The following is a 20,433-nucleotide window of genomic DNA, read 5'->3' as shown; positions in this document are numbered from 1 at the left end:
CGGGGGGGGGGGGGGGCCGGGGTTGCGCCGGTGCCGGGCGGGGGTGGTGCGGGCAGTGCTGGTGGGGGCGGAAACCTGACTTGAGGTCGTTCCGCCCTGCAGCCTTCCGGCCTGAGGCCGCTGTGTGCGGCCGGTCAGTCGTCGCGCAGATCAGCCAGTCAGGCCAGCGCGCCGCTTATTCAAACACCGCGTTCAGCGCGAGGAACACCAGGCCCGACATGGTCGCCGCGGCGGGTACTGTAATCACCCAGGCGGCAATGATGGTCAGGAAATGGCTGCGGCGCACCAGCTTGCGGCGGCGGCGTTCTTCCGGTGCGATCTGTGCCTTTGACTTGCCGCTCTTGGCCCGGCGCCGGCGCTCGCTTTCCCATTCCCGGTAAAAGCCGACCCCGAACACCCCCCCCACAGCGATATGGGTGGAGCTGACCGGCAGCCCGAGCCAGGAGGCCACAATCACCGTGATCGCCGCCGAGAGCGCCACACAATAGGCGCGCATCGGGTTCAGCTTGGTGATCTGAGAGCCCACCATGCGGATCAGTTTTGGCCCGAACAGGATCAGACCAAAGGAAATGCCAAAGGCCCCGATCACCATGACCCAGACCGGCAGGCTGACTTTGCCGGCAAATTCACCGACAGAATCCGCATGTACGATCGCCGCCAGCGGCCCCACCGCATTGGCCACATCATTGGCGCCATGGGCAAAGCTCAAGAGCCCCGCGGAAATGATCAGCGGCAGGGTAAACAGCGCTTTCAGCGATTTGTTGCGGTTCTCCATGCCTTCAGACTGACGCCGCACCATCGGGCGCGCCAGCGCCCAGCTGGCCACACCCATCCCCAATCCGATCAGCAGCGCGTCCTGCAGCTCGATGGTGATGATCTTTTTCAGCCCTTTGACTGCAAGATAGGCGGAAAACGCCCCAATCATAATGCCGATCAGCACCGGCACCCAACGGCGCGCAGCGGTGATTTTATCGTCCTGATAGACGATCCGCGCTTTGATGAAAGCGAGGAAAGCAGCGGCAATGAGCCCGCCCAGCACGGGCGAGATCACCCAACTGGCGGCAATTTTGCCCATGGTGGGCCAGTTCACCGCGGCAAACCCCGCCGCTGCAATACCGGCGCCCATGACGCCGCCCACCACCGAATGGGTGGTGGAGACCGGCGCCCCGACCCAGGTCGCCAGATTGACCCAGAGCGCCGAAGAGATCAGCGCCGCCATCATCGCCCAGATAAACACCTGCGTGTCGGCCAGTCCGGCGGGATCGATAATGCCCTTGGAGATGGTCGAAACCACATCGCCGCCCGCCAGCAGCGCGCCGGACGTTTCGCCAATCGCGGCAATAATGATGGCGCTGCCCATGGTCAGCGCCCGCGCGCCCACCGCAGGACCCATATTATTGGCCACGTCATTGGCGCCGATATTCACCGCCATATAGGCGCCCAGACCGGCCGCCGCAAAGATGATAATATTGCCGGAACCGTCGCCGATCAGCAGCGCCGCCGCCAGCGCCGCCACAATGATAAAGGTCAGCGCAATGCTGATGCCCACCATCGGACGCGCCACCATCTGGGTGGCGTATTCCATATTGGTGACACGCCCGAGATCTTTATCAAGGGTGGACCAGTTGCGATCAGAATTGGAAGACATGTTTTTCTCCGCGCCAGGGCCAGGGCCAGACGTGTTTTGAGCTGAACTTATGAAAGTTGCGGGCAGTTAACGACAGCTGGCGCAAAAAACAACGGTTTTAGCGAAAACAACTGGAAAATATGTTGGCCCGTGCTCAGAACGCCCGCAAGATCGCCTTTAATTCAGGCTCCCGCATGTGTTTTTCAGCTTCAGCGAGTGTGAACCAGCGCCGCTTTCGGTGCGCCGCTTCCGGGTAGCTTTCCGCCAGCCGTACCACCGGGATCGCAAAGACCAGCGCTTCGCTGGGCACCGAAAGCCCCTTGCCGAATTTCTTGAGGTAGGCGTAGCGGCCAACAGGCTGCGGCTGCAGCTTTTCTGCCGTTTCCACCCCGGCCTCTTCCCAGGCTTCGGTCAGCGCCGCCCCGGCAGCCGTTTTGCCATCAATCGGCCAGCCTTTAGGCAGGATCCAGCGCCCGCTGCGCCGTGATGTCACCAGCAGCACCTGTTTTTCGCCACCGGCTTCGCGGTAACAAAGTGCCGCCACCTGCAGATGGCGCGGCCGGCGCAACACCAGGGACAACACGTCCTGCCAGGCGCTGCGCCACGCCGTGGCCCAGGCGGTTTTATGCTTTGCAATCATCGCCCGAACCGTCCCCAAAATCCTGTCTTGTTCTTTCATGCCCTGCTCGCGGCGGGTTTGCCAGCCCCGTGTCGCGGACCGCCCGCTGCGTTGAGCCTCTGCAGCTCCGACAACGGGTCTGCAACATGGCTGGCGATACGTCCTGTGCCTGGCTCACACAATATTCTGATACCCAGCCTGGTATCCAGCCCACCACTTGTTTTCAGTCCGGACCCAAAACACGCTTGACTGAGGCGCCGGTGCGCCCGGCACTTCTGGCCAGCAGATGCAGGGAAAAGCAGAGCCGCACCCTTCAGGCCCGCACACCCGTCCTCCTGACGGTTTGATCCCCAAATTCCCGGGGACGCGGGGGTGGGCCGTTGCCCCGGTCGCCAAAACCTAACGCCGGCGCTTGGCGCGCAGGGTCGGATCGGCTGTGGTGGGGTCTTCGGGCCAGGGGTGGCGCGGGTATTGCCCGCGCATGTCTTTGCGCACATCGCCGTAAGAACTGGCCCAGAACCCGGGCAGGTCCATCGTCACCTGTACCGGGCGGCGTGCCGGTGAGAGCAGGGTGACACGCAGCGGCGTGCGCCCGACGCAGGGGTGGCGGGTCAGACCGAACATCTCCTGCAAACGCACTTCAATGCCCGGGTGTTCGCCAGCGTAATCGATCGGCGCCTTATGCCCCATCGGGGTGATGAAATGCGCCGGTGCTTCCCGGTCCAGCAGCTGTGTCTGCGCCCAGTTCAACCGGCCCCGCAGCGCCTCCAGCAGATCAAAACTGCGGATCTGGGATTCGCTGCGGATGCCGGCGAGGTATGGCAGCAGCCAGTCCTCCGCCGCCTCATAAAACACCGCATCCCCCATGTCGGGCAACTCATGGTCGTCGCGCAGCAAGGCCACCCGGGCGCGGAACCGCTCTGCTGCCGCGCTTAACCCCGGGCGCAGCTCGCGAAACCCTGCCAGCACACCCAGCGCCACCGCTTCGCGTGGTGCGTCCTTCCAGATCTGATCCGCCAGCATCACCGCACCCAGCATCTCGCGCCGCCGCGCCACCACCCTTTTGTCGCGCTTTGACCAGGCACAGCTCTCAATCCAGCTGATCTGATCCGCAAACAGCTCCCGCACCTCGGCTTCAGGGATCTCCACCGCCTGGCGGATCTTTGCTTCGCGCGGGTTGCCGTCCAGATCGGTGGCCACGATCAGCCGCGCACCGGCCATCGGATCGGTATCACTCATCACCGCGCCTTTGCCGCCCGACAAGACATAGCGCGCCGCGTCGCCCTTGCGCCGCAAACCAATACGGTCGGGATAGGCCAGCGCTGCCATCATCGCGAGACTCGTCGCGGTGTCCCGGGAGCCGCCCGCACCCGCGCCGCGCCGCAGCCGCTTCGCTTCCGTTTTGATGCGTTCGACAGCGCCACGGCTGGCCTGCCAGGGCCGCCGTTCCGCAAATCTGCGTGCGTCCTCCAGCGCCTCCATCCGCAATGACAGATCCACCGGCGCGCCGCGCAGGAAATCGCGATCGGCCAGGAACGCGGCCAGAAGCGCGGCATCCCCCCCGGCCAGTTGCAGCATATGAGCAAGCCGGGGATGCAGCGGCTGTTTTGACAAGGCGCGGCCATGGCGGCTGATGCGGCCGGCCTGATCCAACGCGCCGAGCGACTGCAACAGGGCGACCGCTTCGCCCCAGGGGGTGGCGCCAGGTTGGGTCAGAAACGGCAGATCCTTCGGTGCGGCCCCCCAGAGCGCCAGTTCCAGCGCCAGGCCGGCAAGGTCCGTCGCTTCGATCTCAGCCGGCGGGAAGGGCAACATGCCGCCCTCTTCGCCGCGGGTCCACATGCGGTAACAGTGTCCCTCCGCCACCCGCCCGGCGCGGCCGCGGCGCTGTTCGGCCTCGGCTTTTGTCACCCGCTCGGTGATCAGGCGGGACATGCCCGATCCCGGGTCAAACCGGGCCCGGCGCGACTGGCCTGCGTCCACCACCACCCGGATGTCCTGAATGGTCAGCGAAGTTTCGGCAATCGCGGTTGCCAGCACCACTTTGCGCCCCGATGCGGCAGGCGCAATCGCGGCGCGCTGGGCTTTGAACTCCATCGCGCCAAACAAAGGCCGTACCACTACGTCTTTGGGCAGGCGCCCGGCAAGTGCAGATTCCGCGCGGCGGATTTCGCCTTCGCCGGGCAGGAATACCAGCACACCGCCATCGGTCTCGGACACAGCCCGCACCACCAGGTCGGCGGCGGCTTCAGCAATGCGCACCCGTTTGTCGAGCGGCCGCTCCAGCCATGTGGTTTCCACCGCAAAGGCGCGCCCCTCGGATGTCACCAGCGGCGCATCCCTCATCAAAGCGGCGACAGGGGCGGCGTCCAGCGTCGCCGACATCACCACAATCATCAGGTCCTCGCGTAATGCGTCGCGGATCTCCAGGCACAGCGCCAGCCCCAGGTCGGCATTGAGCGAACGCTCGTGGAACTCGTCAAAGATCACCGCGCCAATGCCGGGCAGCTCCGCGTCGCCCTGGATCATCCGGGTCAGGATGCCCTCGGTGACCACTTCAATGCGGGTGGCTTTGCTGACTTTCGCCTCGCCCCGGATGCGGTAGCCGACAGTTTCGCCGACCCGCTCGCCGAGGGTGTCGGCCATGCGTTCAGCCGCCGCCCGTGCCGCCAGCCGCCTGGGCTCCAGCATCAGGATGCGCCCCTTCACCAGGCCCGCTTCAAGCATCGCCAAAGGCACCCGGGTGGTTTTGCCGGCGCCTGGCGGTGCCTGCAGCACCGCCAACCCGCCACCTGAGGCGCCACCCGCGCCGCCTGAAAGCGCACGCAGAAATTCCGGGATCACAGCATCGATGGGCAGAGAAAAATCAGTCATAGGCTTCTTATCCGGCATTGACCCGGCGCTGACCAGAGCCCGTTTGTCCATGGCCATCCCCGTGGCCATCCCCGTGGCCATCCTCATCGCCACGCCGATGGACATCCCCGTGACCACCACCAGGCTGACATTGCTGTCGCTCTGCATCTGATCGCCGGCGTTGCTGCATTTGCAGCGCTGGCCCGGCCAGGCCCCGGGCCTGGGCAGGGGCGGGAGCAGGCCAGGCAGGTGGCATTGCGCCGCAAGGGGGCAGGGACTGGGCCGCGGGCACACAGGGCCGGTAAGGGGCGGCAGGGGATCTGTACATGGCCGACACAAAGCTGGCGCAGCGGCGGCACAGGCCCATTACAGGGGCAGGCGGCTGGGAGAGGGGGCATGTCGGCGGCGGAACAGGTGCCTCCGCCTTGCGGGGGCTGGACAGGTCCGGGGCCAACGGGCAAAACAGGTTCTGAAGCATAACCCGCGCAAAGGCCCGGCATGGATATTATTGAACTCGGCGATGATGTGATCTCCGGCACCCGCCGGGCGCTGGCCCGGGCCATCACCCTGGTGGAAAGCCAGCGCGCGGATCACCGGGTACAGGCGGGGCAGCTGCTGGATTATGTGGGCCAGGCCGGACGTCAGGCGCTGCGAATCGGCTTGTCCGGCACCCCGGGGGTCGGCAAATCCACCTTCATCGAATCCTTTGGTCTGATGCTGACCGGACTGGGCTTGCGGGTGGCGGTGCTGGCGGTGGACCCCAGCTCCAGGCGCAGCGGCGGCTCTATCCTTGGCGACAAAACCCGCATGGACCGGCTCAGCCGCGACCCCAATGCCTATATCCGCCCCTCGCCCAGCCAGACAAAGCTTGGCGGTGTGGCGCAGCGCTCGCGCGACGCGGTGGCGCTGTGCGAAGCAGCCGGTTTTGACGTGGTGCTTATTGAGACCGTCGGCGTTGGCCAAAGCGAAACGATGGTGGCCGAGATGTCGGACCTGTTCCTGCTGCTGCTGGCGCCTGCCGGGGGCGACGAGCTGCAGGGCATCAAACGCGGCATCATGGAAATCGCCGACATTATCCTTGTAAACAAGGCCGACGGCGATCTGAAGCCCGCCGCCATGCGCACCTGTGCCGATTATACCGGGGCGCTGCGCCTGCTGCGCAAACGAAAGCGTGACCCCGACGGGTTTCCCCGCGCCATGACGGTCTCAGCACTGGAAGACAGCGGCCTCGACCAGGTCTGGGCGGATATTCAGGCGCTGATCAGCTGGCGGCGCGACCAGGGCTACTGGGACATGCAGCGGGCGGAACAGGCGCGCAGCTGGTTTGTCGAGGAGGTGCGTCAGGGCCTGTTGGCGCAAATTGAAACGCCTGGTCTGTTGCGCGACAGGATGCTGCAACTGGGCGATGAGGTTGCCCGGGGACAGAGCAGCGCCGCCGGTGCCGCCGCAAAGCTGCTGGAACTTGTCAAAACCCCGGATGAATCGCTTGACGCTGGCCCTGGGACGGCCTAGATACCGTCCACGGAATTCGGGGTGCCCTGTGGGGTGTCCTATTGTTATTGACGCTGTTTGAACTCTGATCGCCGGATCCGCCGGGGACATGATGCCAGACCAAAGCAACCAAAGGAGCGAAGCCATGGCGCGCCGCTGCGAATTGACCGGTAAAGGTCCTATGTCTGGCAACAATGTCAGCCACGCAAAAAACAGAACACGCCGTCGGTTTCTGCCGAATCTGAACGATGTGTCCCTGATGTCCGAAGTTCTGGACCGGACCTTCAAACTGCGGATCTCCGCGGCTGCCCTGCGCACCGTTGATCACCGCGGTGGCCTGGACGCGTTCATGGCGAAAGCCAAAGACGCTGAACTGTCCGACACAGCTCTGAAGATCAAAAAAGACATCGCTAAAGCACAAGCTGCAGCTTAAGTCTCTGATCGACGAATTCAAACGGCCCTGCGATAGCAATATCGCGGGGTCGTTTGCGTTTGAGCGGGGCTGTGTGCGTTAAGACGGGGTCGTTTGCGTTTGGGCGGGGCCGTTCGCAGCCAGGCCAGAGCCGCGCGCGTGACAGGCCGGGCTCTGCGAAGGCTCAGCCCGGTGAGCCTGGAACCCGCACCGTGCCACGGTCCGCAATCACCGCATCGGCTTCGATTTCAATCAGCCATTCGGGATTCACAAACCGCTCCACTGCCATGATGGTGTCGACCGGCCGCACATCGCGGAAATAGTCTTTGCGCACCTCTATGGCGGCTTTCCAGTCGTCAATATTGGTCAGGATTATCCGGGTGCGGACTACGTCCTCCAGCCCAGAGCCTGCCTGTTCCAGCGCCAGCCGGATAATTTCCAGGCATTGCCGGGTCTGCACCGCCACATCGCCGATACCGACGGTCTTGCCAGCGGCATCCACCGGCGCAGTGCCCCCTATGGAAATAAAGCGCCCGACCCGCACTGCACGGCTGAAGCCGACAACGGCTTCCATCGGATTGCCATTGGAAATTAATTCACGCTGCCAACTCATGCTGCCCCTCCTGGTCTGGTGACCCAAAGGGGCAAGCATAGCACAGATGCCGCTGGCTGCGCGCGGCAGGGCGGGCCTGCGTCTGAGACCTGCGCCCGCTGAGATGTACCGGGCGCAGGCGGGTCGGGAGACCTGTTCAGCGCTGGAAAATCTCGTCGCGCTGAAATTCCCGGGTCTGACGCCCGCCATCGGTAAAGTGCATCGTAATGCGCACCGTCTCGATCGATCCTTGCGGGAAGGTCAGATAGGGCGGGTTTGGTTTTGCATTGCTGGCGAAACAGGGGGTGAAGGCCTGGGTCTTCGTCTCGCCGCCATTGACCGAATATTGCAAGCGGCTGAAACCACAGGTGTAGGGCGCCACGGTGGAAAAATTAAGCATGTCGTAGGGCCAGCTTTTGGTGACCACAACCCAGGGCGTGCCGTCTTTTTTCAGCACGGCCCGATCCTGGGCCATCCGGGTCGGCGATGCAGTCGGGGTTGCGGCAGCGGCCGTTGCGCTCGTGGCGCTGGTGCCAGGCGATGCCGCTGTTACCCCGGAGGTTTTGGCGTTGTTTGCTTCCCAGGCCGCGCGGGACGGATAGGCCCCCAGGTGCCCCATTTGTTCCGGGTTTTCCCGCTGGGCTTTTTCATACATAGCCCTCGCCAAAGCATATTCGTCGCTGATGTCCACACCCGGGTATTGTTGCCGGTACTGCTCTTCAACCCGTCTTTGCGCTGCGCGGTCGACAGCGTCGTGAAGCGGGTTCGCGAGATCGGTACCCATCAGCAACGGGGCCGCCGACATCGCCGCCGCCACACAGCCGGCCTGGGTCAGTGCCAACAACAATAGCGAAGGCACACGCAAGCGTCGGGAGGCAATCGGGGTTTTGAAAGCGGCGGTCAGCCGCGTGGAAATAAAACGGGTCATAATCGTTCCTGTAACAGTAATGTTATCCGGCCAGGATTGCACAGCTGAAACAAAAAACAATCGGTTTATTTTGTGGCTCAAATAAATGTCACATATCGGGCGCAGTCGTAGAATAAGACGCTGATAAAGGCCAATTCAGCCTCCGCAGCGCCAACAGACTCTGCCGGACAGCGCCGGTCACGCCGGGACCAGGTCGCTGCATTCCCAGTGCACATCATCAACCCCAAGAAAGAGCGCCATGCGCTGCAACTCCGCGTCAAGCCTGGCGCGGCGACCGGCTCCCCAGGCCACGCCGGGTTCGGCCCAGAGTTTGCGCACTTTCAGCTGCCCTTCTGCCCGCTCCGCTTTCAGGTCAATGCGGCCGACAAAACGGTCCCCCTCCAGCAGCGGGCAAACATAATACCCCCATTGCCGTTTGGCGGCGGGCACGAACATTTCGACCCGGTAGTCAATGCCGAACAACCGTTTCAATCGCACCCGGTCGCGGATCAGCGGGTCAAACGGGTTGATGATGCGCAACCGGCCGGGCGGCGCGGGCGCTGCCGCGAGCCGGGTCTCAATATCGCCCGGCGCCAGCGCTGCGGCCCAACTGCCATCCGCCGCCTCCACCTCCACCGGCACTAGATCCGGCGCCGTCCCGATCCAGCGCCGCGCCTCCTGCGCGCTCATCGCCTCCCAGAAACGCTGCACCTCACCACAGCTGGCAAAGCCCAGCCGCTGCAGCGCGTTCCGGCACAGCCAGTCCACCTGGTCCTGATCGGCGACCTCTTGTTCCCGCAAGCCCGCCGGAAACACCCGTTCGCCCAGATTGTAGAATTTGGTGAAGTTCACCCGGTGACAGGTGGCCAGCTCGCCGCTGTACCACATGTAATCCAGCGCCAGTTTATGCGGCGGACGTGCCCACATCTCGCGGGTGCCCTCCAGTTTGGTGTCAAAGTCGCGGGTGCAAAGCGGGCCTTCGTCGCGGATGCGTGATTTAATCCGGTCCCGCCCGGCGGCGTCCAGCATGGATTTGTACCAGCCCGCGTTATCAATCCGTTGTTTTTTGCGGCGAAATTGCCGCTGCCACATCGGCAGGTATGCCATCGGGATCACCGAGGCATCATGGGTGAAATGTTCGAAAATGCCATCCGCGCCGCCCATCACCGCCTGCAGCATGTGCGGGCGGTAGTTTTGATTGCGGCTCCAGAGGATGTGGTGATGCGCCCGTTCCAGCACCCGGATCGTGTCCAGCTGCACAAAGCCCAGCTGGCGGATCATCGCCATCACATCCAGCGCGCCGGTGGGGTTGAGGCCGAGACCCTGCGCGGCAATGAAAAGCCGGCGTGCGGCGCGGTTGTCAATTTTTAGGGCCATTCTCGGGTTCCTGTTCTGTTCCTGCCAGACTACAGCGCCCTTAGGGCCGGGACGCAAGAAAAAACACACGGGTGTGATGCGGCAGCCCGGCACTGGCAGGACCATCCGCTTCGGGCCAGCCGCCAGTTTGGGGCCGTATGGCGGCGGCGTCGGGGAGTCTGACCGATGCGTGCCGACCCGGTCCGGGATAGTCCCGGTCAGAGCAGGAGGCACCGTGACAGTGGCGGCGCCGGCGGCGGCAAAGCCAGGGCGCGACAGTTTCGCACTTTTCTAATGCGCGCTGTCGCGTTAAATATTGTCCATGCGTTTTGCCTGGCATCATATCCTCCAGCTGGTGCTGGCCCTGGTCCTGCTCTTCACCAGCGCCAGCATGGCCGCGGCCCGGGATCAGATCCGCGCCGCTGTCGGGCAGATGCAGCTTTGCACCGGTCATGCGGTGGTCACCGTGTTGATGGATCACAATGGCCAGCCTTTGGGACCACCACATATTTGTCCGGACTGTGTCCTGGCAGCGGCACCGGGCCAGCCAGGCCCGCAGGGTCTGCCGGAATTGGCGCTGGCGCTGCCGGTGACCGAGTTTGCCGGACCGGAGTTTCAGCCGCGCCAGCGAAGGCTGGTGTTTGAAGGCGTTGAGCTCTGCGCCGCGAACCTGGCCCACCGGCGCGGCCAGCCCCGTGCACCGCCGCGCGCCTGATGTTGCAGCGCCTGCATTTGCCGCCGCAGTTTTTGCGGCGCTGACATGGCGCGTCTTACCTCCTGTTTTGTGGTTTCAGGGGCGGCGGGGCTCACGTGCTTTGCCCGTTACCGGCCCACCCCCCACCACCAAACAGTCATCCGCTGATATTCCGACCTGTTAAGGAGAGACCTCATGTCTTTCAGATCTTTTTCTCTGGCGGCCGCTGCCGCCACCACCCTTGCCGTCAGTTTTGCAACCACACTGCCCGCCCTCGCCGCAGACCTCACCATAAGCGACGCCTATGCCCGCTCCGCCGGCGCGTTCGCCAAAACCGGTGCGGCCTATTTTCAGGTGTCGAACCAGTCCGGCACTGCGGACCGGCTGATTGAGGTGCGCAGCGATGTGGCCAAACTGGCCCAGCTGCACAGCGTACTAAATCTTGAGAACGGCGTGGTTGGCATGCGTCACCTGAAGGAGGGGCTGGTGGTTCCGGCAGGCGGCTCTGCGGTGCTGAAACGTGGTGGCACCCACGTGATGTTCATGGGGCTGGCCTCGGGTTTTGAACAGGGTCAGGTGATTTCAGTGACGCTGGTGTTTGAAAACGCCGGTGAGATTGACGTGGACATTGCCGTCGATCTGCTGCGCAAACCCGGTGAGGCTGGCATGAATATGGACGGTATGAATATGAATGGCATGGAGATGGGCACAACAAGTGCGTCTGACCCGGGCTGAGAAGTGAATGCGGTGAACGGCTCAGACTGATCCGCAAACCGGCCCCGGTCCGGGCGCCCGGACTGATTGCCATTATGAGACTTCATCAGCCGCCTGTAGCGAACGCCGTGCCCGGGCGTTGAGAGGGCGGCAACCCTCACAGACCGGGCCGCGGGCACGGCGTCTGAAAAATCGCATAGCTGCCAGGCCAGAGGCGGCAAGGGCATGCGCCCGGGCGCGCAGAAAAGTAAAGGGAGGGGTGCCCGGCGTATTCGACCGGGCGCACAGAACAGCAAAAAGGGGGGGCGCCCGGGGTATTCACCCCGGGCGCCCCGCGCCGCTCAGCGGCGCAAAACCTCTTCAACCCAGGCCGGCACCACCTCGCCCGCCGGCCCGTAGCGCCCGTCGCGGAAATCACCGCGCACGGCGGTGGGCTCAATGTTCAGCTCCAGGGTGGCGGCGCCACACATCCGCGCCTGCTGTGCAAACCCCGCCGCCGGCCAGACCTGGCCCGAAGTGCCGATCGCCACAAACAGATCCGCCTGCTGTAGCGCCGCCTCAATGCGCGCCATCTGAGAAGGCATCTCCCCGAACCAGACGATATCGGGACGGGTGGCGCGGGCCTGGCAGCGCGCGCAGCGATCAGACACAGACATCCGCTCTGGTGCCGGCCAGCCGTGACCGCAGTCGTGGCATTTCGCAAGGTTCAGCGCCCCGTGCATATGGATCACATTTTGTGACCCGGCGCGTTCATGCAGATCGTCCACGTTCTGGGTGACCAGCAACACATCGTGCCCGGGTGCCTGCTCCAGCGCCGCCAGCGCCTGATGCGCCGCATTGGGCCGCGCCGCCGCGCAGTCCGCCCGGCGTCTGTTGTAAAACCGCAGCACCAGATCCGGATCCCGCATAAAGCCTTCAGGTGTGGCCACATCCTCTATCCGGTGCTGCGCCCAAAGCCCATCTTCACTGCGAAACGTCTCAAGCCCGCTTTCCGCAGAAACGCCGGCACCGGTCAGAATGATGATCTTGTTCATAGAGCTTCTCCGCGCTGGTTTGTGTCCCAGAATAACAGGGCGCCGCGATTTGGCGAGCCCCGGCGCCCGCCGCAGGCAGGTCTGTTTCGCGCAGCCGGGTCGGTGCGACCGCATCGGTGGTTTTGGATCAGTACTTTCAGCCCGGTGCTTTTGGCTCAGCGTTTTCAGCCCAGCGTTTTCGTTCCGGTGCCTCCGGGACTGTGCCTCCGGGACTGTGCCGTCGGACCGGTGCTTGCGGCCCGCGTTTTGGCGCCCTGCTGTTAAAGCCATATTTGCCTGCCCATACTTTCTGGCGCATATTCCGGGCCAATACTTCGGGCCCGTACTATGCGGCCAATAACTCAGGCCCATACGTATCCGCCCTTTGTGCCCAGCCGCAGGAGATCATGCACATGCCCAGGATCACAATCCAGCCGTCTGAAACCAACAGCCAGCACCGGATGCCGCAGTTGCAGGACCCGCCGCGCATCCTGTTTGTCTGCCTCGGAAATATCTGTCGCTCGCCCACGGCGGAAGGCGTGTTTGTCCGGCTGGCGCAGGAGGCGGGGCTGGTGGTGGTCGTGGACAGTTGCGGCACGTCCGACTGGCATGTGGGACAGGCGCCCTACGCGCCGATGCAGGCGGCGGCAAAGGCGCGGGGCTATGACCTTTCCACGCTGAAAGCCCGTCAGATCCGACTGCAGGATTTTGATGAATTCGACCTGGTGCTGGCGATGGATGCGGACAACCTGGCCGGGGTGCAGGCGCTGCGGCCGGCCAATGCGCGCGCCCGGTTGCAATTGCTGTTGGGCTACGCGGCGGAGGCCGGCGTGGAGCAGGTGCCAGACCCCTATTATTCGCGCGACTTTGATCAGACCATCGATCTGGTGGAACAGGCCGCACAGGGGCTGATCCGGGCACTGATAGCAAGGCGTGACAGTCAGCTGATGAAAGGCGGGCAGTGAGATACGGGTAGAGAAGCTCGGGTGCTCAAGAAAACCAGGGATTAAAGGCTCGGTGGCTGAAGGCCGCACCCATATTCCGGTGTGCTGAGCACCGGCCAGCTGAGGGCCGGGCGCCGCTCTGCCAGCCAGGCGCGGGCTAACCGCCGGCGCGACCATCAAGCGGAGTGACAAACGCCATGCCGCCCGAAGTCACCCCGCCCGAAATCATCGGGCCTGCAGACACCTGTCCAGCAATCATCCTGTCCGAAATCGTCTGGACCAAACCCATCTGGCCCAAAACCGTCAGACAGCGCCGCGTAGCAGGCGGCCAGGTCGGGATCATCATGCCAGCATATTTATGCCCGGGCCGCCGGGCGGATCAGGAACAATACAGCGCCGCGCTTTCCCCGAATGCCAAATATTTTTGCCAAAACGTCTCGTCACGACGGCGGGCCGACTGGCGCATGACCTGGGCTTTTTGCGGGTCTTTGAAAAATCCAGCCGCCAGTTTTTGCTCGCGCCCATTCAGGGTCAGGTCGGCAACCTGCTGAATACAGCCGCAAAGATTGCGATTGCCGCCCTGTTGCTCTGAGGCGTTGCAGGCCCGTTCAAGCGCGCCGGCACTGGCGGTGTTGGCAAAACTGAGCGCGAGGCCGGTGCTCAGCAACAGGCTGGCGGCGAGCGGCCGGATCATGCGGCGGACAGCCTCCAGGTAAGCGGGCCAGATAGCAGGCCAGATAACAGGCCGGAGAACAGGCGATGGAGCGCGACGATGACCGCGCCGGAAAACGGGCAGTCGCACCAGGCGGGCAATGGCCCGGGCCAGCGCGCCTGGTGGCTTAATGCCGGGAAAAGGAAAGGTAGGGCGCTGTTGCATGCCGCGCGGATTTAACCGGCAGGTGGCTGGCGAGGGGAACAGGCGTGCGCCCATCAAGGTGTGCGGCGAGGCACCCGGCGCGGCGCTCCTGGCGGCGTGCAGCGGGGTGAGAGGCGCAGTCCCGTCAGAAGTGCACCGGGAGAGGTGTCGAGAAGCGCTTTGCGAAGCGCGCTGAGAGATGCGTAAAGGGATGCACAAAGGGATGCACAGGGAGGTGCGCAGGGAGGTGCACAGGGAAATGTACTGAGAGATGAGCCGTGGCAGGCGTTGAAACAGGCCGCGCACCATGCGCGGGCCTGCATCTGTTGTTGCAATGCGGAATGTGGTTGGCTGGCCGTTGTCGGCGCGGCGTAAAACATCCTCCGCAACCCGGAGGAGGCGTGTGCTGCTTACGGTATCCTCTGTCGCCGGAACGCCCGCTGCGGTGCCGCAGCCGCTTGCTGTGAATGTTGGTTTTGCTGCTCTGTCTGCCATCTGCCTCTCCTTCGTGTCTGCGCACGTTACGGAGCCAATCATGCCCTTTTTCGGGGCATGATTCAATTGCGTCGGCGCAGATCAGGCCGCCGGGCGGAGCATTGCCGTTTCAATGGTGCTGTCGGCAATCCGCGCCGGGCTGATGTCTCCGGCGATGGCCCGGCTCAGAGTGCGCTCCATGGTCTCCTCCAGCGCTGCCAGTCGGGCTGCGACCCAGGGGCCACTGTCCTGCACCCGCAGGATTTCCGTTGCCACATTGATGATGCCACCGCCATTGGCGACATAATCAGGCGCATAGAGAATACCGCGCGCCTGCAGCGCATCGGCGTCCGCCAGTCCGGCCAGTTGGTTGTTGGCAGCGCCGGCCACCAGGCCGACACGCAGCCGGCTGATGCTGCGCCGGTTGAGCACGCCGCCAATGGCACAGGGGGCAAACACTTCGGCGCTGACCCCATAGATGGCGTCCGGCAATACGCCCACAGCACCAAAACGATGCACCGCAGCCGCGACCAGATCGTGATCCGGATCACAAACGGTCAACAGGGCGCCGGCCCGGTGCAGCAATTCGCACAGATGCATGCCCACATGGCCCAGCCCCTGTACGGCCACACGGCGGCGGGTCAGATCATCGCTGCCAAAACGGTGTTTGCAGCCGATGCGCAAAGCGTTGAACACGCCGCGCGCCGTGACCGGGGACGGGTCGCCGCTGGCAAAATCGCCCTCCGCCAGCCCGGCGACATAGCTTGTTTCACGGGCCAGTTCGCGCATATCGGCCGGGCTCATGCCCATGTCCTCTGCGGTCCAGTAGCGCCCTTCCAGCGCCTCAACGGCGCGGCCCATGGCGTGCAACAGCGCCGGGGTCTTGTCGCGCAGCGGGTCACCAATGATCACCGCTTTGCCGCCCCCCAGCGGCAGGTCTGCGGCGGCATTTTTGAAACTCATGCCGCGGGACAGGCGCAGCACATCCGCCAGCGCTTCATCGTCCGTGCCATAGGGCCGCATGCGCAGCCCTCCCGCCGCCGGTCCACGCAAGGTGGAATGCAGCGCGATAAACCCGGTCAGCCCCGCCTCCGGATCACGGACGCGGTAAACTTCTTCATGGCCGGCTGTCTGAATACTGGTCAGCATGGGCTCTCTCCCTCGTTACAAAATAATGTCCCGGAAAGAGTAGCGCCGCCAGAGGGCGAAATTATCGCTTTTTTATATGGCCAAAGGTATAGTCAAGGCAGATCAATACTCATTTCGGGATAGGAATTGGTAAAAATATGCTGGACGCGTTTGACCGCAAGATTCTGGTGGCGCTGCAGCGCGACGGCAAACAACGGCTGGCGGACCTTTCGGCCCGGGTCGGGCTGTCGCCGACACCCTGCGCCCGCCGCGTGGCCCGGATGGAGGCTGAGGGCGTTATCACCGGCTATTCCGCCCGGGTGGATCAGGAACGGCTCGGGCTGCCGATCAATATTTTCATCTTTGTCGAACTGGACCGCCAGAGCCGCGACGCGGTGAAATCATTCGAAAAATCGCTGGCCCGGTTTGACGAAGTGATGGAGTGTTACCTGATGACCGGCAGCCGCGACATTCTGATCCGCGCGGTGGCGGCGGATCTTGCCGCCTTTGACCGTTTTTTGGAAGAGGGGCTGATGCAGGTCCCCGGCATCCGCACCATGCGCTCAAGTTTTGCCCTGCGCACCATGATCCGCCGCGACGCCCTGCCAGAAGGCTAGCGGGGGGTGAGGGTTAAGGGCGCCGCCATTGGTGTCTTGAATATGTAAATGTTGGGGCTTGCGCTGGGTAGCTGCTGCGGAACAGTCACTACACGTAAAAAGAGTACAGCAATACCACCTTGCCACTTTAAATCGGTGCGAGGGAAGGGTATCGCCGTTATATCAGGGAGTTCACCTGTAAAACGCAATCTGACATAAAGCATTATAAATATGAAAAAAATTATTGTTATTGCCGCTTCTTCCATTGTTGCGCTGAGTGCGGTTTCAGCGTCAGCCCAGCAAATCACCGGTGGCGAAGCCAGCATCACTTATTCTGCGTTCTCTGACAATACTGACTTGTCAGCCACGTCTCTGGACGCCTCGCTCGAGTTTGGTATCAGTCGCGAACTTGGCCTTCAACTTGATATGGGCAGTCGCAGCTTCAACACCGCAGATGAGACCGCACAAAACTACGTGCTGCACGGGATCTACAACACCAGCGAGTCCGTGTCTCTGGGTGTTTTTTACGGCATTGATCGTTTGGACGGCGAAAACGCTGACATCTATGGGCTCGAAATGGGCGCAGAAATGGGCGCGCTTGATCTGGAAGCCTATTGGGCCAGGGGCGATCTTGACAGTGATACCGGTGATGGTTTTGGTATAGCCGGCCGCACCAAACTGGCGAATGGAACGACACTCGGCTTGCGCTACGAATCAGTCGATTTCGGTGGCGTGCTGGAATTGTCCAACTTCGCGGTTGAAGCAGATTATGCTATCTCCGATACAGTTTCCCTGAACGCCAGCTATGGCACCGCTGAATGGGTCGCTGGCGGCACTACGATCCTTGACGAGCCGTTTTTCGCCATCGGTGCAACTTTCACCTTCGGGGCTGAGCGCGGCACCACCTTCGGAAAACGCAGCGTGTTCTCCATTCTTCCCGGCGCCTGATGACTTTGCCACGGGCGTGACGACAACGCCCGTGGCCCCCTCAAAATTCCCGGATTGTGCGACCTTTATTCGCGAGCGTTCCTAATTTTTCTGCACCACCAGATATTGTCATCAGATTCGCGCGACCTGCGGCGCGAAAGCTGCAACTCTGCTTGACCAAAGCGCGATTTCCGCGCATATCCCGTTGCATGATAAAGCTCTCAAATATCCGCAATTTCTCCATCGTTGCCCATATCGACCACGGCAAGTCCACCTTAGCGGACCGGCTCATTCAGTTGACCGGCACCGTGGCCGAACGCGACATGCAGGCGCAGATCCTCGACTCGATGGATATTGAGCGCGAACGTGGCATCACCATCAAGGCCAACTCGGTGCGTATTGAGTACCCGGCCAAAGACGGTGAGACCTATATTCTCAACCTGATCGACACCCCCGGCCACGTCGATTTCGCCTATGAGGTCTCCCGCTCCATGCGTGCGGTTGAAGGCTCTCTGTTGGTGGTGGACGCCACCCAGGGCGTGGAAGCGCAGACGCTGGCCAATGTCTATTACGCCATTGAGGCGGACCACGAGATCGTGCCGGTGCTCAACAAGATCGACCTGCCGGCCTCGGAACCCGAACGCATCTGCGAACAGATCGAAGATGTCATCGGCATTGACGCCTCTGAAGCGGTGCATATCTCGGCCAAGACCGGGCTGGGTGTGCCCGATGTGCTCGAGGCCATCGTCACCCGTCTGCCCGCGCCCACCGGCGATCCCGACGCGCCGCTCAAAGCGATGCTGGTGGACAGCTGGTATGATTCCTATCTTGGTGTTGTGGTCATGGTGCGCATCATGGACGGCACCGTGCGCCGCGGCGACCGCATTAAAATGATGCAGACCGGCGCCACCTATGGCATCGACAAACTGGCGGTGCTCAAACCGCAGATGACCGACATTGACGTGCTGGGCCCGGGTGAAATCGGCGTCATCACCGCCAGCATCAAACAGGTGCGCGACACCCGTGTCGGCGATACGATTACCACCGAGAAACGCGGCGCTACCGTGCCGCTGCCCGGCTTTAAACCCGCCCAGCCCGTGGTATTCTGCGGTCTGTTCCCGGTCGACGCTGCCGAATTTGAAGACCTGCGCGCTGCGATTGATAAACTGGCGCTGAATGACGCCTCCTTCAGCTTTGAAATGGAAACCTCCGCCGCGCTTGGTTTTGGCTTCCGCTGTGGTTTCCTCGGTCTGTTGCACCTCGAGGTGATCCGCGACCGGCTGGAGCGCGAATATGACATCGATCTGATCACCACCGCGCCATCAGTGATCTATCACATCCACATGCGCTCCGGCGAAATGATCGAGCTGCACAACCCCGCCGACATGCCCGACCTGACCTATGTCGACCACCTGGAAGAGCCCCGCATCAAAGCCACTATTCTGGTGCCCGACGAATATCTCGGTGATGTGCTGAAACTGTGCCAGGACCGTCGTGGCATTCAGATGGACCTGACCTATGCCGGCGCCCGCGCCATGGTGGTCTATGACCTGCCGCTCAATGAGGTGGTGTTTGACTTTTATGACCGGCTGAAATCGGTGACCAAAGGTTATGCCAGCTTTGACTATCAGATGATGGGCTACCGCGAAGACGCGCTGGTGAAAATGCAGGTGCTGGTAAATGAAGAGCCGGTCGATGCGCTTTCCACCATGGTGCACCGCGACCGCGCCGAAGCCCGTGGCCGCATGATGTGCGAAAAGCTCAAAGAGCTGATCCCGCGCCACATGTTCAAGATTCCGATCCAGGCCGCGATTGGTGGCCGGGTGATCGCGCGCGAAACGCTGTCCGCCATGCGCAAAGACGTGACCGCGAAATGTTACGGCGGCGACATGACCCGTAAGAAAAAACTGCTGGAGAAGCAGAAAAAGGGCAAGAAGAAGATGCGCCAGTTCGGCAAGGTCGAGATCCCGCAAAGCGCCTTTATCTCGGCGCTGAAGATGGATGATTAAAACGGGGAAAACGCTCCGGTGGAGCGCTCCCGCGTTTTAAGGGCGGGGCCCGAGCGCTAACCCCGCGCGCCTCGCCAACAGTATCGCACCAGCCAGAAACGCCCCACGGGGCGTTTTTTCACATCCCCATGCCGGCTCATCTTCCTGATTAACCCGCCTCCGGACTTCCCAACCCCCGCCACCCCAACTTCCTGAATGATCCGGGCAAAGCCCGTATCATATGCTCTCCCCGTGGGCGGCGTGGGCGGGCATTTCTCTCTGTTTACCCTGTCCCGCCCTGGCCTTTTGAGCTGACCGGTTGATATATTGCCCGGCCCATTATCGCTGGTTATGTTTTCACTTTATTTTTCAGGAGGTCGATTATGAAGATTTTATTCCTTGCTGCCTCTCTTGCTCTCGCGGCCTGTGATCCGATGAGCGGAATTGCGACAGACAGCGCGCCAATGGCAGACACAATGTCGGAAACCTCGACAGTCCTTCCCGAGATTATGGGCAAAACACTGTCCAATGAAGCTGGCTACGTCGTGATAATGTCAGACGGCTCTTTGACGGGCGAATTTAACGGCAAGGCCCTGACCGGCAGCTGGACAGAGGAAGACGGTTACTTCTGTCGCAAGGTGCAATTGGGCGGAGAAGCTCTGCCCGACGATTGTCAGACCTTTACGCGTGTCGACGGCGGTATTCTGCTCGGGCGTGAAAAAGGCCAGGGCTCTACAGCCCTCTATGAAGTCTCCGGCTGAGAATGTGATCTGAAAACCACCGGGGCAGCGGTTGATCCGTTGCTACGGTTTTCTCAATTGTCCGATCCGTCTGCTCACCCCCGTTTCGCCGCCATGAACCGCTCCCAGTCACGTGCGCGGCGCGCCTTTTCCCGCGCCACCGTCGTGCCGTCCAGCGCCTCCAGCCGTTTCAGGTCGTCCATGCTCACCAATGCGGCCACTGCCACCCCGTGACGGTGCAATTCCAGCCGGCTGTGCCCGAGCCAGACCGCCGCCAGCGCCGGGTGGAAATGGCGCCTCAAATCGGTGACGCTGATCTGTTTCACTGTTTTCATGATCCGTTCCCGCTTTTGCACAACCCACCTGCTGAAATGTGCAAAATTCACATTAGTGCGGTGGGATGAACGCCCGCTGACCGGTGCGGGCGCAGGTTTAACGCAGGTAATCTGATCCTGATCAAAGACCGGGGCGGGCAGGGTGGAATAATCTCACCCCAAATGCA

Annotated in this window: 19 protein-coding genes; 9 read left to right on the top strand and 10 right to left on the bottom strand. The window is 62.5% G+C overall.

The window, feature by feature from the left end; all coding sequences use genetic code 11:
* Positions 1–175: 175 nt before the first annotated feature.
* The 3 genes from DWA01_RS18025 to hrpB all read right to left on the bottom strand — a co-directional run bounded on the left by DWA01_RS18025 (position 176) and on the right by hrpB (position 5,138).
* On the bottom strand, positions 176–1,648 hold the full coding sequence (locus DWA01_RS18025) for an inorganic phosphate transporter (protein WP_114287197.1): 1,473 nt from the start codon (positions 1,646–1,648) through the stop codon (positions 176–178).
* A gap of 133 nt (positions 1,649–1,781) precedes the next feature.
* Positions 1,782–2,306 carry an NUDIX hydrolase gene (locus DWA01_RS18020; protein WP_235008605.1) on the bottom strand — a complete coding sequence of 175 codons (525 nt, stop codon included), beginning with the start codon at positions 2,304–2,306 and terminating at the stop codon, positions 1,782–1,784.
* A 339-nt stretch (positions 2,307–2,645) separates the two neighbouring features.
* Positions 2,646–5,138, bottom strand: coding sequence for an ATP-dependent helicase HrpB (gene hrpB / locus DWA01_RS18015; protein WP_419187020.1), 2,493 nt, complete (start codon positions 5,136–5,138; stop codon positions 2,646–2,648).
* 459 nt (positions 5,139–5,597) lie between these two features.
* Between hrpB and meaB the strand changes: the two genes are divergently transcribed.
* Together meaB and rpmB are read left to right on the top strand one after the other, a co-directional pair.
* A complete protein-coding gene (meaB, locus tag DWA01_RS18010) occupies positions 5,598–6,611 on the top strand; it encodes a methylmalonyl Co-A mutase-associated GTPase MeaB (RefSeq protein ID WP_114287195.1) in 1,014 nt (337 codons plus the stop codon).
* A gap of 124 nt (positions 6,612–6,735) precedes the next feature.
* A complete protein-coding gene (gene rpmB, locus DWA01_RS18005; RefSeq protein ID WP_114287194.1) occupies positions 6,736–7,023 on the top strand; it encodes a 50S ribosomal protein L28 in 288 nt (95 codons plus the stop codon).
* A gap of 163 nt (positions 7,024–7,186) precedes the next feature.
* Here the strand turns inward: rpmB and DWA01_RS18000 are convergent, their stop codons facing one another.
* From DWA01_RS18000 to DWA01_RS17990, 3 genes are all read right to left on the bottom strand, one after another.
* Positions 7,187–7,615, bottom strand: coding sequence for a RidA family protein (locus DWA01_RS18000; RefSeq protein ID WP_114287193.1), 429 nt, complete (start codon positions 7,613–7,615; stop codon positions 7,187–7,189).
* A gap of 136 nt (positions 7,616–7,751) precedes the next feature.
* The gene (locus tag DWA01_RS17995; RefSeq protein WP_114287192.1) at positions 7,752–8,522 is read right to left on the bottom strand and encodes a hypothetical protein; all 771 of its coding nucleotides are present in this window, start codon (positions 8,520–8,522) and stop codon (positions 7,752–7,754) included.
* A gap of 177 nt (positions 8,523–8,699) precedes the next feature.
* On the bottom strand, positions 8,700–9,878 hold the full coding sequence (locus DWA01_RS17990) for a winged helix-turn-helix domain-containing protein (protein WP_114287191.1): 1,179 nt from the start codon (positions 9,876–9,878) through the stop codon (positions 8,700–8,702).
* A 301-nt stretch (positions 9,879–10,179) separates the two neighbouring features.
* Here DWA01_RS17990 and DWA01_RS17985 point away from each other — a divergent pair, with 301 nt between their 5' ends.
* Together DWA01_RS17985 and DWA01_RS17980 are read left to right on the top strand one after the other, a co-directional pair.
* Entirely contained in the window at positions 10,180–10,572 is a 393-nt protein-coding gene (locus DWA01_RS17985; RefSeq protein WP_114287190.1) for a hypothetical protein, read from the top strand.
* 174 nt (positions 10,573–10,746) lie between these two features.
* Positions 10,747–11,286: a copper chaperone PCu(A)C gene (locus tag DWA01_RS17980; RefSeq protein ID WP_114287189.1), complete on the top strand. Its 540-nt coding sequence runs from the start codon at positions 10,747–10,749 to the stop codon at positions 11,284–11,286.
* Between the two features lie 320 nt (positions 11,287–11,606).
* Here the strand turns inward: DWA01_RS17980 and DWA01_RS17975 are convergent, their stop codons facing one another.
* Positions 11,607–12,299: an NAD-dependent deacylase gene (locus DWA01_RS17975; RefSeq protein WP_114287188.1), complete on the bottom strand. Its 693-nt coding sequence runs from the start codon at positions 12,297–12,299 to the stop codon at positions 11,607–11,609.
* Between the two features lie 392 nt (positions 12,300–12,691).
* Here DWA01_RS17975 and DWA01_RS17970 point away from each other — a divergent pair, with 392 nt between their 5' ends.
* Positions 12,692–13,243, top strand: coding sequence for a low molecular weight protein-tyrosine-phosphatase (locus DWA01_RS17970; protein ID WP_336470015.1), 552 nt, complete (start codon positions 12,692–12,694; stop codon positions 13,241–13,243).
* A gap of 358 nt (positions 13,244–13,601) precedes the next feature.
* On the opposite strand, the gene DWA01_RS23705 is transcribed toward DWA01_RS17970, so the two are convergent.
* Together DWA01_RS23705 and DWA01_RS17955 are read right to left on the bottom strand one after the other, a co-directional pair.
* A complete protein-coding gene (locus DWA01_RS23705) occupies positions 13,602–14,615 on the bottom strand; it encodes a hypothetical protein (protein WP_235008604.1) in 1,014 nt (337 codons plus the stop codon).
* 39 nt (positions 14,616–14,654) lie between these two features.
* The gene (locus DWA01_RS17955; RefSeq protein WP_114287185.1) at positions 14,655–15,701 is read right to left on the bottom strand and encodes a Glu/Leu/Phe/Val family dehydrogenase; all 1,047 of its coding nucleotides are present in this window, start codon (positions 15,699–15,701) and stop codon (positions 14,655–14,657) included.
* A gap of 140 nt (positions 15,702–15,841) precedes the next feature.
* Between DWA01_RS17955 and DWA01_RS17950 the strand changes: the two genes are divergently transcribed.
* From DWA01_RS17950 to DWA01_RS17935, 4 genes are all read left to right on the top strand, one after another.
* Positions 15,842–16,297 (top strand): Lrp/AsnC family transcriptional regulator, encoded by a 456-nt coding sequence (locus DWA01_RS17950; RefSeq protein ID WP_114287200.1) that lies wholly within the window; start codon positions 15,842–15,844, stop codon positions 16,295–16,297.
* A gap of 210 nt (positions 16,298–16,507) precedes the next feature.
* Positions 16,508–17,224 carry a porin gene (locus DWA01_RS17945; protein ID WP_114287184.1) on the top strand — a complete coding sequence of 239 codons (717 nt, stop codon included), beginning with the start codon at positions 16,508–16,510 and terminating at the stop codon, positions 17,222–17,224.
* Positions 17,225–17,412: 188 nt separating this feature from the next.
* Entirely contained in the window at positions 17,413–19,212 is a 1,800-nt protein-coding gene (gene lepA / locus DWA01_RS17940; protein WP_114287183.1) for a translation elongation factor 4, read from the top strand.
* 362 nt (positions 19,213–19,574) lie between these two features.
* Positions 19,575–19,952 (top strand): hypothetical protein, encoded by a 378-nt coding sequence (locus DWA01_RS17935; protein ID WP_114287182.1) that lies wholly within the window; start codon positions 19,575–19,577, stop codon positions 19,950–19,952.
* 74 nt (positions 19,953–20,026) lie between these two features.
* Here DWA01_RS17935 and DWA01_RS17930 read toward each other — a convergent pair whose 3' ends face one another.
* A complete protein-coding gene (locus DWA01_RS17930) occupies positions 20,027–20,266 on the bottom strand; it encodes a type II toxin-antitoxin system Phd/YefM family antitoxin (RefSeq protein WP_114287181.1) in 240 nt (79 codons plus the stop codon).
* Positions 20,267–20,433 lie beyond the last annotated feature (167 nt).

Origin of the sequence: Candidatus Halocynthiibacter alkanivorans (assembly GCF_003333265.1) — a bacterium.
GTDB classification, from domain to species: domain Bacteria; phylum Pseudomonadota; class Alphaproteobacteria; order Rhodobacterales; family Rhodobacteraceae; genus Halocyntiibacter_A; species Halocyntiibacter_A alkanivorans.
This window is presented reverse-complemented; position numbering and strand designations above follow the sequence as displayed.